This is a genomic window from Hahella sp. KA22 (assembly GCF_004135205.1).
Taxonomy (GTDB): Bacteria; Pseudomonadota; Gammaproteobacteria; order Pseudomonadales; family Oleiphilaceae; genus Hahella.
The window spans coordinates 3,344,294-3,358,738 of record NZ_CP035490.1; the positions used below are offsets into that span (position 1 = coordinate 3,344,294).

Consider the following 14,445-nt stretch of genomic DNA (forward strand, 5'->3'; position numbering starts at 1 on the left):
CTGTGTTTGAAGCGTCGGGGGCGAATAGGTGAGTGGGGGGGCTGCCTGCCTGCGATCAGGATTAATTCGTCGCCTCGCTGCTGTCCAGCGCATATGCCTGCTTGAGCTCTTCGTTCAGGCGCTGGGCGAGATAATCGTCGCGACTGAGTCCATTGGGATAATGGGTCATCGCCAGCACTTCCTTCACTATCTCCGCTTCGCGTTTCTTGTACTCGGCGAACCGTGGGTCCGGGTTGTCTTTGAATTCCTGCATGCGCGCTTCACCCGCCTGCTTGTACTGCTGAATCAGCTCTATGCCCTTGGCTTTGGCTTCCGGGTCGTTGGGAGTGATTTTCAACAACGCCAGTTTCATGATCAATCCCTCCGCCGCAGAGAGCTTGTGCTCTTTTTCCAGACGGTCGATGTTTTGCTCCGCGCGGGAAAATTTTTCCCGGCGGGTGGCGCTGTCCATTTGCTCCGCATGTTGCAGCAGCTCGCGATAATCACGTCCATAATCGAAGTAGGACTGGTATTCCGCATAACGCTCCAGCGCCTGGTCTTCCAAAAGCGTGTCCTGATCTTTGGCGAGGCTGGAAGGGCGCGCCTGGGCGGAAAAGTTTTGCATTCCGATGGGGAGAAATGCGTTGGCGTCATTAACGGCGACGGTGGCTTCGGGAGATGTGTTCGTGTTGGTGTCGGATGGAGACGGGGAGGCGGAGCCTCCCAGCAGCCAGGTGGAGAGCCCCAGTGTGGCTGTTATGAGGGCAATGCCGAAATAGGCTTTGGGTGTCATGATCAGTCTCCTTTTTCTTATTTGAATATCCAATGGTGAGAGATCTTCTCATTTACAAATATAGCCCCCTAATCGGGGTTTAATAAAATTTTTTCTTTTTGTGCATCCAAATTGATAACTGGCGTCGTCTTGATAAGTGAAGACATTCGAAAACCCAAAAAAATTATTGAGGAGACGCCTGATATGAAATTCAAAAGCTTTACCGTTCTGGCCGCTGCAATGATGCTGACTGCTTGCGCCGCTAACTCTCAAAATCATGCCGGCGAGCCGGTTTCCAGCAGAGATACGTCTCTTGGCTCCATCATGACCGACAAGCAGGGCATGACGCTGTACACCTTCACTAAAGATGCGGCCGGCGTCTCCAACTGTAATGGCGGTTGCGCGGAAAACTGGCCTCCATTCATGGCTGGCGCATCCGCTCATGATACCGGCAAGTTCACTATCATTACCCGCGTGGACGGCTCCAAGCAGTGGGCGTATGAGAGCAAGCCTCTGTACTTGTGGGTAGGCGACCGCGCGCCCGGTGATGTGACGGGGCATGGCGTCAAGAACGTCTGGTTCACAGTGAAAATGGACTCGGCGAAAAGCCACAAGCAAAGCAATTACAACAGCAGCAGTTACTATTAATCGGGCAGACAAACAGCTTCCTTCTATTTGTCTGTAACGTCAGGCCCTGTCTCCCGCGGCTAGCCGCCGCGCAGGCGTCTCGTAGCGGGAGCGTAGAAACGAAAATCCGTCGCAAACGCCAAGTCCGACTGGTATGCGGCGGCTACCTGGATATAATGCCTGGGAACCTTCGGGGGAATCGATCAGGTGAATTCAATTCAGGAGCCGTCTTTGAAGACCGCAACCGACACAGATTGGTCTGTGGAGCTGTCGCCGCTGTTGCGCCGCATCGTAGACCAGGACCGAGCCGCGCTGAAGCGTCTGTATGATTTAACCGGCGCCAGGTTGATGGGCGTCGCCATGCGCATACTGCAGGATGAAGGCGAAGCCGCCGATCTGCTGCAGGAAGTGTACATGAAGCTGTGGCGGCAAGCGTCCCAGTATTCAGGCGCCGGGTCCGCCTGGGGCTGGCTCTGCGTGCTGACCCGCAACGCTGCTCTGGACAAGCTGAAGAGCCGACAGCGCAAGCGTGAAGATCTCATGGATGATGTAGAGCCGCTGATGGCGGATCTGGCTGGCGAGGGGTGCGGACTGGCGGACCAGGAAGGCATGCGACAGTGCCTTGAAAAATTGAATGAAGAGCCTCGTAAAGCGATTTTATTGTCTTATATCCACGGATACAGCCACGGCGAACTGGAAACTCGGCTAGAGCGCCCATTAGGGACGATCAAAGCCTGGATCAGACGCGGACTGCAGGAGTTAAAACAATGTCTCGAAGCATGAGATATAAAAACGCCACAGTTTGCGACCATCTGGCGAGTCAATATGTGGCGGGGGCGATGAGCGCCAGAGTACGTCGACGCATGGAAACTCTGATGCGCGACTATCGTGAAATAGATACGGCGGTGGCCTACTGGTCAGATTTGATGACGCCGATGCAGGAGAGTCTGCCGGCGCAACAACCGCCTGTGGATCTGTGGGCGAAGATAGACGCCGCGACGGCGCCGGCCGCGAAGCCACAAACGGTCAGGGCGCAGGCGCAGGCAGTCAAAACCAGTTGGCTGGCCAGTTTCTGGGAAAATCTCGCCATGTGGCGCTTCTCCGCGATGGCGGGAACAGCGGCGTCAGTGGTGTTCGCGGTGGCGTTGCTTTGGAACGTCATGGGCGGCGCGCCGGGACGAGGGGCTGATTACATGGCCCCGATGAGTCGCAACGGTCAGGTGGCGCTGGTGATCTCCGCCTACAAAGGCGAGGAGCCGGGAACCTCTCAGTTGGTGACCCAGTGGTCCAAACGTTTCCAGGACAAACCCTCAGGCCCGCTGCATTTGTGGGCTGAGAAAATGGATGACCATAGTCTGGTGTATCTGGGGCAGATTGACTCAGGTAAAGAAAACTGGACCCTGACCTCCGCGGAATGGAAAGTCATCGCCAACAGCAGCCGTCTGTTGATCAATGACAACCCTTCCACGCTGGATGTCGCCGCAGTTACCTTCGAAGGTCCCTGTGTCCAGCTAAACGCCTGGAAGAGCTAAAGCGTCGGATATCCAGAGTAAAGCTGGACAAGCCAGGATAACTGAATAAAATTGCGCGGACTCTGATCAATGATGATCGGGCCGCGCATTTTTTATTCCCAGATATTCAGAGACCGTCCCATGGAAAACCCATATCAGGCGCCGCAGGCCGAATTGGATACGCACGGCGAATCTTCAACCCCTTTCTTCACCACCTCGATTACCAAGCTGATTGTCTTATACATCGCTACGTTGGGGTTTTATCGCCTCTATTGGTTTTACAAACACTGGAAAGCGCTGCAGGTTCACGAAGGGCTTAAAGTCGCGCCGGTATGGCGCTCTATATTCAGCATCTTCTTCACGCATTCTCTTTTCAAACATATTGCTAACAGCCATCAGGAGCGGGGCCTGGGAAGCTGGGGCGCTCACGCCATGATGGCGACCTTGTATGTGCTGATGACGGTTGGAGGCGAGCTCGCCGCCCGTATACAGACGAGCGACGTTTTCGGCGTCTGGGATATTGCGCTACTCGTGACGTCTATTATCCCTCTTTACACGTTGTACGAAGCGCAAACCTATGCAAACCGCGTCAATCAAGACCCTGACGGGGAGAGCAACAGCCGCTTCAGTCCATGGAATATTCTGTTTGTCTTTATGGGGGTCGCTATCTGGGGAACGGTCGCGTTTGCCATCCTTGCTCAGTTCACTACCATTCTGGACTGATTATTCCGCACATCCTCTGGGAGTCATGGTTTATGACTCCCCAATCTCCCCCTCAAATTCCCCCTCTAAACCTGACTTGGATGGATGTCCGTTCACGTCGTCGCGACTAATGTTAATCCGTGGATGCGCGTGGGTGTTTAACCCCGACGGGCCATCCATGTAAGGAGTTAACAATAATAAGCTTGCGGGAGAGCTGACATGGTCATGGATAACGTAAATAACAAGAATGGCGATAGCAGGTTGGGCGAGGGCGTGAAGCGGCTAGCAGTGGCTGCAGTCTGTGCGGGAACGCTGTGCGCCGCCGGCAGTGGCTATGGCGAAGTGAATCGTCATGCCTCGGTGATGGTGCATCTGTTCGAATGGAGCTGGGAGGATGTGGCGCAGGAGTGCGAGCAATATCTGGGGCCGAAGGGATTCACTGCGGTGCAGGTGTCGCCGCCGCAGGCGCATATCGGCGGCGCCCAATGGTGGACTAGATATCAACCCGTCAGCTATGTGTTGAACAGTCGTAGCGGCGACCGGGAGCGCTTCCGGAACATGACGCAACGATGCGCTGCGGCGGGTGTGGATGTGTATGCGGATCTGGTGATCAATCACATGGCTTCCACCGGATTCGACTTTCCTGACGTCCCCTATGGCGTCAATGACTTCCATAACTGGAACTGCGGCGGCATTAACTATGGCGACGCCAATCAGGTCTGGAACTGCGATCTGGTGGGCTTGAAAGACCTGAAGACAGAGAGCGATTACGTGCGCGGCAAAATCGCGGATTATATGAACGACCTGGTCAGCCTGGGAGTAAAAGGCTTTCGTATCGACGCCGCCAAGCACATGCCGCCTGCCGACATTGAGAATATCGTCAGTCGCGTTCAAGGCTCACCCTATATCTTTCAGGAAGTGATCCGGGCGTCGGGAGAGGCGGTGCAGCCGGAGATGTACACCCATATCGCCGATGTCACTGAGTTTCAAATGGAGCGCGATCTGGCCTGGCATTTTCGCAATGGGCGCATGGCGAACCTGGCTGACTTTTCCCAGTGGGGCGGCCGTGTCGCCAGCAGCGACGCCATGGTGTTCGTCGCCAATCACGACGACCAACGCCAGCACCCGGAATGGGCGCTGACCTGGAATGATCCTCAGGGCATGTACTATATCGCCAATATTTTCATGCTCGCTTATCCCTATGGCTATCCCAGAGTGATGTCCAGCTATTACTTCAATGATCATGATCAGGGGCCGCCGAATTCCGGTCCGCACACCGGCGGCGCCTGCGGCGTGGACTGGGTGTGCGAGCACCGTTGGGGCGGGATTGGCAATATGGCGAAATTCCGTCAGGTCACCGCCGCCAACGCTTATCTCTCTAATGTGTCCCGCGATGGAGACAATCGGCTGGCGTTTGGACGCGGCGGACTCGGCTTTGTGGCGCTGAACAATGACACTGGAGCTTGGAGCGCCTCGCTGAATACCGGTTTGTCGGCGGGAGAGTACTGCGACATTCTGCATGGCGATTACGTCAAAGGCGTCTGCACGGGCGCCACGGTTTTCGTGGACAACGCAGGCTATGCTTCCATAAATGTCGCCGGCCGCGACGCCATGGCGATTCACGTGGAGGCCAGAGTGGCGGATTGTCCGCAGTGTCAGTCGCAAAGGGTGGATGTCTCCTTTGCCTGCGATGACGGCCAAACCCAATGGGGGCAAAGCGTCTACGCCGTAGGCAATCTCCCTGAACTGGGTGGCTGGAGCCCCGCAGGAGCCGTCAAACTGGAGCCATCCGCCTATCCGGTATGGAGCGGCGTCATCTCCGTCCCCGCTGGAACACAGGTCGAGTGGAAGTGCCTGAAGCGTGACGAAAACAACGCTGGTGCGGGAATTGAGTGGCAGCCCGGAAGCAATACCGTATTCAACACTGACTCGGTCAACGCCACTCGCGGCGGCTGGTGATTGGAAAAGTCGTAACTGAAAACCCATGACCGAGAACGCATGATAGAAAACGAGCCTCTGAAAAAAACAAGATCCGGTTTCGCCGGGTCTTGTTTGAGTGAGACGCCGTGTATCCAATTGTAGGTTCATGCATGTCTCCTGAGTTTCAAAAAGAAAGCTGCTCTATACTTCCTCGTTATCTTCTCTGGATACCCATTCCCTGAATGCGCGACGAATCATGCTGAATAAGAAAAAATTCCTGACTGAGTTGGCGTTGAAAAATGCGGCGTTATTGTTGGTCATTGCGCCGGCGATGATTCTGTTTACCCTGAACAGCATGCAGCATATGGAGGCGGGTAATCAGTCCGCCATTCTGGCTGTTATCGGCTTATTGATGGCGTCGGCGATTGTAGGAATATTCGAGACTACCTATCAGAAATCCGTATTGGAGAAGCCGCTGCAACGCTGGCTGGCGCACTTGACCAAAGCGTTGCTGTATATCGGTGTGACGGAGTTGATGGCCATCGCAATCGCCGCGGTGGGGACGACCTATCCGTTCTGGGACGATCCGCTGATCTGGGCGTTATCGCCGATTTATCTGGCTTTGTATCTGTTTGATTGCTGGGACGGTTTGATCGCCGCGGACAGCCTGTCCTGATCATCGCGCCGGGCCTGCAATCGACGGTTCAACAGGCCCGGTGCGCTATTGCGTTTGTTACTCTGGCAGCAGAATAAGCACGGATTTGGAAGGCAGGGAAAGCGCCAATGTATGTTCATCTGTGGTGAAAATATCCCCGCTGAGCAGATCTCTCCAGTAGCCTCCCGGCGCGCCCAGCAACCGCGTATCCAGCAAAGCGGTAGCGGCGTCGCCCCGATTGGCGGCGATGATCACCGAACCTTCCTTCGCCGTTCTGGCGAAGCAATAGCAGTCCGTATCCGCCCACAGATCAATGTGTCCTCCCCGACACAGAGCCGGCGTGCTTTTACGCAGGGCGATCAGGGTTTTACACCAGTTCAGAATGTCTATATCCCAACGTTCCCGATCCCAGGGGAAGGGGCGACGACAGTCCGGGTCTCCACCGCCGGGCAGCCCGATTTCATCGCCGTAATACAGACAAGGCGCGCCGCTGTAAGTGAACAGCAGACCCAGGGCTAACTTGTACAGATCGCGATCCCCTTGCAGCAGAGTGAGGAAACGGGGCGTGTCATGGGTATCCAGCAAGTTAAGCTGGCTCAATTGAATCGGGCAGGGAACCGCCGCGCGGGCCTCCGCCAGCCAGGCGGCGAACTCGCGTCCGTCAATGGCCCCCGGATGTCCGGAAATGTCCAGGCCGGCCAACCAGGCGCGCAGGGGGTGGGCGAAACCATAGTAGTTCATTGCTCCGTCTTCCTGATCGCCTTGCAGCCACTCCGTCGCTTCGAAGAAATGCTCGCCCAGCAGATAAGTCTGCGGCGCCTCTTGTTTGACGCACTCGCGCATGCCGCGCATATGCGTTGCGTTATTGTGGGCGCTGGGACCTTCGCCAAGCATATGGACCGCGTCGAGACGCCAGCCGTCGACGGCGTAGGGAGGACGCAGCCAATGGCGAAGAATGGCGTTGTCGCCTGAGTACATGGCGGCCGCCACTTCCGGGTTGGCGTAATTTAACTTGGGCAGGCTTTCGAAGCCTTTCCAGGCGGCGTAGCGGCCTTCCGAGTTAAAGTTATAGAAGGCGCGGTATTGTTCGTTACCCGCTTGCGCCTGTTGAAACCAGGAATGGTGGACGGAGGTGTGATTGACGACGGCGTCCAGTATCAGCCGCATATCCCGCGCCCGGGTCTCCTCGCGCAGGCGCAACAGCGCGGGCTCTCCGCCGAGGCGCGGCTCCACTTGGCTGTAATCATCCGTGTCATAGCGATGGTTGCTGTGAGAAGCGAAAATCGGGTTGAGATAAATCGCGCTGACGCCCAGTTCATCGTGCAAATACGGTAAAGCGTCAGTAACACCGTTCAAATCGCCGCCGAAGAATTCCGACGATCCCCTGGATGGATCTGGGATGGCGTCCCAGTCGCTGAGAGGCGTCTGCTCTTTATCCTCATCAGGTTCTTGGGAAATAGAGGCGAAAACATCGTCCCCGATGCGGAACCGGTCTGGAAATATCTGGTAGAACACCTGATCCCACACCCACTGTGGCGTTTGTAGACCCTGCACATGCTTGAAGTGAAAAGAGCGCGAGCGGATACGGGAATGCACGCCGCCAGCGTCGAGGCAAAATTGCCGCTTTGCGCAGATAAACTTGAATAGGTAATAAGTGGTTGCTGCGCCTGGGTTAGTGGGAATCTCGACCCGCCAGCACTGCGCGCCTGCGCTGGATTCCGCTGGCTCCAGGGCGGTTAAATACTCTTCATTGTCCAACTCATAGCGAATCCATGCGCTATCAATAGCTTGGCCAGACGCTGTGCGAGCGCTGATGCGAAGCCGTCCGTCCTCCAGTATCTCGACATCGGTGAGAGGATGGTGATGGGCGATGAAATCGGTTGGCATCGTAGCGTTCTCCGGCGTTAAAAATTAGTCGGGCTTTGTGAAGGCGTTCTGGGTATGCTAGTGACGCAATGCGCGCTTGGCATCAGCCGGCGACATGCGTGTTCTACGCCCCCCAAGAGAAGGATTTGTCAAAGTCCGGGTATGAGCCATCTTGCGCAGCTCTGGCTGCAATTGATCAACAACGCCAGAGCGCAAAGCCGTTATTGCGGTGAGGCGTTTTGTCCGGCTGCGCCGTTGGTTGGGCAGTCCTGGTCATTGCGGCAATAGCATGGCGCTGGAATATACTGAAATGGGAATGGGGTGCGAGCGCAAATACCCACGAACTGAGAATGAATAGCGGGGCGATATGAAGATAGCCATAGTCACATGCGACGGATTCAATGAAATGGATTCCTTCATGGCGCTCACCCTGCTCAATCGGGTGAAGCAACCGGGCTGGCGGGCGGAGCTGGCTTGCCCCTCCATGCACGCCTTGTCGATGAATGGCGTCAAGATCACTGCGCAGCGACCGCTCATGTTCGCCAGCGAAGCGGATGTCGTGCTGTTCGGCAGTGGCGTGCAAACCCGTGATCATGTGAAGAATGACAGTATTATGTCGGCGTTTCATCTTGACCCGGAAATTCAGTTGATCGGCTCGCAATGCTCCGGCGCTTTGTTTTTACATAGCCTGGGACTGTTGAAGAGTACGCCGGTATGCACGGATGCGACCACGGGACCGGTGTTGCAGAACCTGGGCGCCCAGGTGGTGGAGGGCCCGTTTCACGCCAGGGGTAATATCGCCACTGCGGGAGGCTGCTTGTCCGCCACCTATCTGGCCATGTGGGTGATCTGGCGCAGCCTGGGAGAAGAGGCGGCTAGAGATGTGATCGCCTATGCGGCGCCGGTAGGGCAAAAGGAGCTTTATGTAGACATGGCGACCCAGGCGATTGCCGCATTCATCTGATTTCCATGTGGAATAGGTTATAGTGCGCGTTGGGTTAAGTGAGGCGTTCCTGGCTTTTATCAATGAAACCCACGCGTTGAGGCAGTCCGAGGCGCGGAGAAAAACGGTCGTTATACGGCGGCTCCCTGGTATTAAACGCCTTTAAATCAGAGACATGTATTCGTTAGTCAGATCCAGCAGTGTGTTAATTTTCCTCGCAGCGTTGTGCAGCGGGTGTGCGAGCCAGTTCAAGCCGCAAAACGAACCGATTAAATCCTACAGCAGCGACCACGCCTATAGCTTCCGCACTTACCAGCGCGACAATGACCTAGGGGAAACCCTGTTGATCCTGGCATTCTCCGGCGGCGGCACGCGGGCTTCTGCGTTGTCCTATGGCGTCATGGAGGAATTGAAGGACACCCGCATTGAAATCGATGGCGTCAAAACCCGCTTGCTGGATGAGGTGGATTATATCTCCGCCGTATCAGGAGGCAGTTTCACCGCTGCCTATTACGGATTGTTTGGCGACAAGCTGTTTTCGGACTATGAGAAAGTGTTTCTGCGTCAGAGCGTGCAGGGCGCATTGCTATGGCAGTTGCTGAGCCCTGGATACTGGTGGCGTTCGCTGTTCACCCGCTTTGACCGTACGGAAATGGCGGTTGAATACTATGACAACTATATCTTCAAGGGCCGCACCTTCGCCGATATCCCCTTGAATCGCCGTCCTTTCATCAATATCAACGCGACGGATCTGAGTCAGGGGAACCGTTTCTCCTTTGATCAGGATACTTTTGATCTGTTGTGCTCGGACTTGAACAAGTTCAATGTGGCGCGGGCAGTGACAGCGTCTTCGGCGGTGCCGGTGGCGTTTCCTTCCATCGTATTGAAGAACCACGGCGGTGATTGCGATCTGAGCGAATCCGCCATGTTCCGCATGTTAAACGAGTCCAAACCACTGGATATTCGCCAGCGGGAACTGGTCAGCGGTCTGCTGTCCTATAACGACAGTAAACAGCACCCATACATTCATCTGGTGGATGGCGGTATTTCGGATAACCTGGGTCTGCGAGGGGTGATAGACGGTCTGCAGTTAACTGAACTGGAGAACGCCGCTCAGGATCACACCAAGAAAGTGAAGCGGGTGGCGGTAATTCTGGTGAATGCGGAAGTCCGACCGAAACGCGGCATTGACGAGAGTCCGAACAAGCCCGCCATCACGGATACCATTGACGCCGTCACCAATGCGCAAATCCAGCGTTACAACGTGGAGACCCGGGCGATACTGCAGGATCAGGATGACCGCATCGTCAGAGGGTTTCAACGCTTCGGGCGGATTCCTTATTATTTCATCGAAGTTAATTTTCAGTCCTTCTCATCGCCTTCGTTGAAAGAGTTCTTCAACAGCCTGCCGACTTCACTGGAACTGAGTAACCGGGAAATCGACACGCTGATTCAGGCGGGGCGCTCCTTGTTGCGCAATTCAGAGGAATACTCGGAGTTTCTTGAGAATTTCACGACGGAAATGCCGGACGGACATATTGAAATCAGGATTGATGATTTAACTGATGAAGATGAGTGATTCTATTCCGCACAGATGCTGAAATTTTTTTCTCAATAACACTCCACATCATCCATCGGACTTTGTTTATGGCTCAGCGCATCGTTGTACACGATGGCGGCGCTTGTGTCGGATTTCGCTTGATACAACGCCAGATCAGCGCTTTCGATTAGCAGTGGCGTCGGGCATTCCGGAGTGACCCGCGTGAAGCCGATATTGACGTTGATTTTGCCGGCGGGGAAGGGGTGTGAGGCGACATTTTTGCGGAAACGCTCCAGGGAGGTTTCTACGCCTTCCTTGTCCGTCTGATTCACGATGACCACAAATTCCTCGCCGTCAAAGCGAAATAGCAGATCGGAAGAACGAAAGCCTTTTTTCAGAAGTAACGACACCTGCAGCAGGGTCTCATCGCCATTGCTTCCATTAGCGGGCGTTGCATGGTCGATATCCAGCAGAGCGAGCCAGGAAGACTGGGTTGTTTCTTCAGGTTGCTTCAGATGATAGAAGTCGACCACCTGTTCCAGTGTTCTGTCCATGGTGTCCCGGTTCAGCAAGCGGGTGAGCGGGTCTCTTTCTCTGGCGTCAAGCAACGCCACCTGATTGCTGTAGATGCCGAATAAGCCTCTGATCACTTCAAAATCGTAAGTGCTGACTGCGCCTTTTATCAAGATGATCCGACGAGGTTCCTGCGCGCTGGCGACATCGTAATATATCGTCGGCGCGGCGCTTCCCACCCAATATCCCACGCCGCCGTGAGACTCAGCGGCTATCTTCTTGAGCTCGTCAGCGTTTTGGTTGTCGAAATCATCGTTGGCGATAAGAGGAAAGCGTCGGACCAGCATCTCTTTGCGCTGGTTTGAACTAAGGGAGGCCGGCGGCGCGGCGCTGAATATCTCGTAAGCGGAAACTTCGTCAACGCCTTCGATGCTACGAAGGAGGCTGATCAGGTTCTGCGTTAAATCGTGATAAGACTGGTTTTGCAACAACTCAGCAGAGAGCTGGAATGCTTTCTGCAAATCCTCTGTCGACATGGCGGCGTCCTATCCGTCCGGGAATGAACATATTAAGAATAGATGTAATCCCAGTACGGCGCTATTAAAATTTCCGGTTCCGATTTATGGATAGACGCCCTGGAAGATGAAGCAAATCATTATACATCCCGAAGATGAAAAACTGTGTCAGACGATATTTTTCAATAAACATGAGGTCGATGGCCGTGAGACGGTAGTGTCTCGAATCAACTATTTGCTGATGTTAAATACTCCCTGTATGGACGCCGCCGAGGCAGAAATACGCATCATGAAGCAAGTATTGGCTGACGCAGAGAATCCCGAAGAGGACATAAAAGTACTGTTCAGCGTACGTAATTGGCGCCCCCACATCGTGGGCTGTTTGGCGATGTGCTATTTGCCTCGCAACGACACTCTGGTCGAATCCCTATGGGAGTTGCTAGCCGGACAATCCTGGGCGGCTCCGCAGATCGCCGCTACAGTGTCCATGGTCGATAGGAACTTTGCTGGCAACGCCGCCCAACGGTTGTCCAATACGGGATTGGTCAACACTGGTTTGGAGCTTAATACCGGGCGACGCAAGCTGGTGGGTTCTCTCAGCTTGGCAAAGAGTTTCCTGGCGCTATGGAGTTTGCTGGAAGAAGTTGACGCCGAGGCTGATGTATTGCATCAAACGAGGCTTATTGCGCTCAAACAAGACTTGGAGCGCCTTGAGCGGTCTCCCGCCTCAGACATCGCCATAAACTGGAGAAGTCAGTTGCAAACACTGATGTGCAGCGTTCCGCCTGAGCAAATATAAACACATTGTTCGACGCGAAATTCCGATATCGCAATCTTTACAATAACTCTGCGCTGGAAGTGCTAGGATTAATAGCATTCAATTAAAATTAGCATTGGTGAATGCTATTGAAAGAAGGTGGTCTGGATGGCAATGGATACCGAAACCTTCGCCGCCATTTTGGCGAATATGCGGGAACGTTTTCTGCAGGAGCTGGATGAGCGTTGCAATAAGCTTGAGGAGCTCATTCTTACGCTGGAAAGAGACGGCGCGAACAAGGAAGTATTCAACGAACTTTATCGCGGTATCCACAATATCAAAGGTGCAGGGGGCACCCATGGACTGAATGTGGTGACCACCATTTGCCATCAATTGGAAAGCTTTCTTGCTGAGCTGGGCGCCAACGCCGCCCTGGACGCCAGTTCCGCCAACAATGCGTTGGCTTATCTTGATTTACTACGCCGGGTCAGCGTCGTTCACCGCAGCGAACTCATACAGCAGTCGGATATCGAAACTGAGTTGGAGCGATTGCATCACCGGGTGCTGGAGAAACGCAAATCCGGACTGCTGGCTGAATCTTCGCAAACTCTGGCCAGTTACTATCAACAAGCGTTAGAGCCTCTCCCAGTGCGTCTGGTTTGGGAGCAGAACGGTCTGAGCGCTTTGGGTCGCCTGCTTCGGGAGCATTTCGATTTCATTATCGCTGGCGGCGAACTCAAAGAACTCAACAGCCTTGCGGTGGTCGCCGCTTTACGCGCATCGCAAACCCGCAACCACAAAATCCCCGCCATACTCATCACCAGCCGGCAGGGCCTCAAAACAGAAGAAACCCAATTCGACGCCATCCTCTCCAAAAATAAAGAACTGCCGGAGACATTATTAGCGGCGGTGAAGAAGGCGTTGTCGTTGTGATTTTGCGAACTGCAATCAGCCGCCAGGGCAGTTTAGCAACGTAACAGAGATAGGCTGGTGGTTATCCAGCGCCTTGGCGTCTGTGTCAAACCGCTCTTTTCCGAACACGGTTTCAGAGCCGCCACATTGAGCCCTTACAGTAAACGCCCCCTGACTGAATCCTAAGTAAGACTCTTCTGTAATCTGGTAACTAATGCGACCGCCAGCCTCCACTGATACCCGAGGGAACTTGAATCTATAAGGGCTATCCGGCGTACTTCGAATTTCCAGAATGGTCAGCGGCAGGGCTGATGGGTTGCTTATTTCAATCGTTTCAGAAAGCGGAATATCAATATTTGGTCGTTGGTAATTGCAGCATCCTGACAGCGTAATGGTCGTAATGAAGAATAAGGCAGTGTTAGTCAGTTTCATATTTACTTAAACGCGTCGCAGTTATCAATGACGATTAATAACCGATACACTGGCTTAGTTGAAGCTTCTACCCGGAATCGGCTCCCAGGAACCTGACTGTTATCAAACTCGCCACATGCGCCGCTAACAAAATATTGGTCAGACACAATGGCGTCAAAGCTGTTTACGGCGACATTTGCAGTCTCAGACAGCTCTCCTGGGCTTAAGGACATGCTTCTGGTTGTAAAACCTGCGACTCTGGTATCAAAGTTATAGACAGTTCTGATATATACGTCTTGGTCTGTTTGGTTTTTGACGACCAAATCCACAGGAACAAAGCTGTTGTATTGATAAGGGCCATCAAGACAACAGCCGCCGAGGAGAATAGGTAAGAGTAAGAGAAAACCCCTGCTCACTCACCCTCCGTGGCGCATTGACTGAACTCTATTTCCACACTTTGTAAGGCGGCGGTATCATTGGAGGCAACTGATACAGACTCTTTTCCAAAATATCTTTCCGCCATTGAGCATTGATAGCTAACTTCGAAATCCCCAGCTTTGACAAGCGAATATGTCTTCTCTGACACTGGGAACGAAACTGTCTTTCCTGAGGCCAGTTGAGTCGGTGGGAAGGAAAAAATACGCTGCTTATCTTCCTTTGACTGCAGCTTTTTTATGATCAGAGAACTGTCAGATACGTTTCTCAATTTAAGCTCAGCTGTTAAAGGGATATCTACGTCCGGAATATAAGTTGTGCAGCAACCTGTGATACCTGTCGATAAAAGAAAAAGCAGACTTATTGCCGAGGTTTTCATGTCTCTTC

General features: G+C 53.9%; 16 protein-coding genes. 11 read left to right on the top strand and 5 right to left on the bottom strand.

Translation table 11 applies throughout. From position 1 onward, the window contains the following. Positions 1 to 61: 61 nt before the first annotated feature. Positions 62 to 772, bottom strand: coding sequence for a hypothetical protein (locus EUZ85_RS14950; RefSeq protein ID WP_127970047.1), 711 nt, complete (start codon positions 770 to 772; stop codon positions 62 to 64). Between the two features lie 183 nt (positions 773 to 955). Here EUZ85_RS14950 and EUZ85_RS14955 point away from each other — a divergent pair, with 183 nt between their 5' ends. The 6 genes from EUZ85_RS14955 (at position 956) to EUZ85_RS14980 (ending at position 6,187) form a co-directional block, all read left to right on the top strand. Next, positions 956 to 1,399, top strand: coding sequence for a hypothetical protein (locus EUZ85_RS14955; RefSeq protein WP_127970048.1), 444 nt, complete (start codon positions 956 to 958; stop codon positions 1,397 to 1,399). 210 nt (positions 1,400 to 1,609) lie between these two features. After that, the gene (locus EUZ85_RS14960; RefSeq protein WP_041598786.1) at positions 1,610 to 2,161 is read left to right on the top strand and encodes an RNA polymerase sigma factor; all 552 of its coding nucleotides are present in this window, start codon (positions 1,610 to 1,612) and stop codon (positions 2,159 to 2,161) included. Further along, the gene (locus tag EUZ85_RS14965) at positions 2,146 to 2,910 is read left to right on the top strand and encodes a hypothetical protein (RefSeq protein WP_127970049.1); all 765 of its coding nucleotides are present in this window, start codon (positions 2,146 to 2,148) and stop codon (positions 2,908 to 2,910) included. Before EUZ85_RS14960 ends, EUZ85_RS14965 begins: the two co-directional genes overlap by 16 nt. A 120-nt stretch (positions 2,911 to 3,030) precedes the next feature. Further along, positions 3,031 to 3,612, top strand: a complete 582-nt coding sequence (locus tag EUZ85_RS14970) for a DUF4234 domain-containing protein (protein ID WP_127970050.1) — start codon at positions 3,031 to 3,033, stop codon at positions 3,610 to 3,612. A gap of 204 nt (positions 3,613 to 3,816) precedes the next feature. Then, entirely contained in the window at positions 3,817 to 5,550 is a 1,734-nt protein-coding gene (locus EUZ85_RS14975; protein WP_164887254.1) for a carbohydrate-binding module family 20 domain-containing protein, read from the top strand. Between the two features lie 217 nt (positions 5,551 to 5,767). Beyond that, complete coding sequence (locus EUZ85_RS14980) at positions 5,768 to 6,187, top strand: hypothetical protein (protein ID WP_127970052.1); 420 nt, start codon at positions 5,768 to 5,770, stop codon at positions 6,185 to 6,187. Positions 6,188 to 6,244: 57 nt separating this feature from the next. Here EUZ85_RS14980 and malZ read toward each other — a convergent pair whose 3' ends face one another. After that, positions 6,245 to 8,053, bottom strand: coding sequence for a maltodextrin glucosidase (gene malZ / locus EUZ85_RS14985; RefSeq protein ID WP_127970053.1), 1,809 nt, complete (start codon positions 8,051 to 8,053; stop codon positions 6,245 to 6,247). Positions 8,054 to 8,194: 141 nt separating this feature from the next. Between malZ and EUZ85_RS31820 the strand changes: the two genes are divergently transcribed. The 3 genes from EUZ85_RS31820 to EUZ85_RS14995 all read left to right on the top strand — a co-directional run bounded on the left by EUZ85_RS31820 (position 8,195) and on the right by EUZ85_RS14995 (position 10,554). Then, positions 8,195 to 8,320 carry a hypothetical protein gene (locus EUZ85_RS31820; protein ID WP_255509309.1) on the top strand — a complete coding sequence of 42 codons (126 nt, stop codon included), beginning with the start codon at positions 8,195 to 8,197 and terminating at the stop codon, positions 8,318 to 8,320. Positions 8,321 to 8,399: 79 nt separating this feature from the next. After that, positions 8,400 to 8,996 (top strand): DJ-1/PfpI family protein, encoded by a 597-nt coding sequence (locus tag EUZ85_RS14990; RefSeq protein WP_127970054.1) that lies wholly within the window; start codon positions 8,400 to 8,402, stop codon positions 8,994 to 8,996. A gap of 181 nt (positions 8,997 to 9,177) precedes the next feature. Beyond that, a complete protein-coding gene (locus EUZ85_RS14995) occupies positions 9,178 to 10,554 on the top strand; it encodes a patatin-like phospholipase family protein (RefSeq protein ID WP_241567039.1) in 1,377 nt (458 codons plus the stop codon). Between the two features lie 32 nt (positions 10,555 to 10,586). Here EUZ85_RS14995 and EUZ85_RS15000 read toward each other — a convergent pair whose 3' ends face one another. Beyond that, complete coding sequence (locus EUZ85_RS15000) at positions 10,587 to 11,564, bottom strand: GGDEF domain-containing protein (protein ID WP_127970056.1); 978 nt, start codon at positions 11,562 to 11,564, stop codon at positions 10,587 to 10,589. A gap of 106 nt (positions 11,565 to 11,670) precedes the next feature. On the opposite strand from EUZ85_RS15000, the gene EUZ85_RS15005 reads away from it, so the two are divergent. Both EUZ85_RS15005 and EUZ85_RS15010 read left to right on the top strand, forming a co-directional pair. Beyond that, complete coding sequence (locus EUZ85_RS15005) at positions 11,671 to 12,342, top strand: hypothetical protein (protein WP_127970057.1); 672 nt, start codon at positions 11,671 to 11,673, stop codon at positions 12,340 to 12,342. Positions 12,343 to 12,468: 126 nt separating this feature from the next. Continuing rightward, the gene (locus EUZ85_RS15010; RefSeq protein ID WP_127970058.1) at positions 12,469 to 13,233 is read left to right on the top strand and encodes an Hpt domain-containing protein; all 765 of its coding nucleotides are present in this window, start codon (positions 12,469 to 12,471) and stop codon (positions 13,231 to 13,233) included. Positions 13,234 to 13,248: 15 nt separating this feature from the next. Here the strand turns inward: EUZ85_RS15010 and EUZ85_RS15015 are convergent, their stop codons facing one another. Further along, positions 13,249 to 13,644, bottom strand: a complete 396-nt coding sequence (locus EUZ85_RS15015) for a hypothetical protein (protein ID WP_127970059.1) — start codon at positions 13,642 to 13,644, stop codon at positions 13,249 to 13,251. A gap of 391 nt (positions 13,645 to 14,035) precedes the next feature. Continuing rightward, a complete protein-coding gene (locus EUZ85_RS15020) occupies positions 14,036 to 14,437 on the bottom strand; it encodes a hypothetical protein (RefSeq protein WP_127970060.1) in 402 nt (133 codons plus the stop codon). Between the last annotated feature and the right edge of the window lie 8 nt (positions 14,438 to 14,445).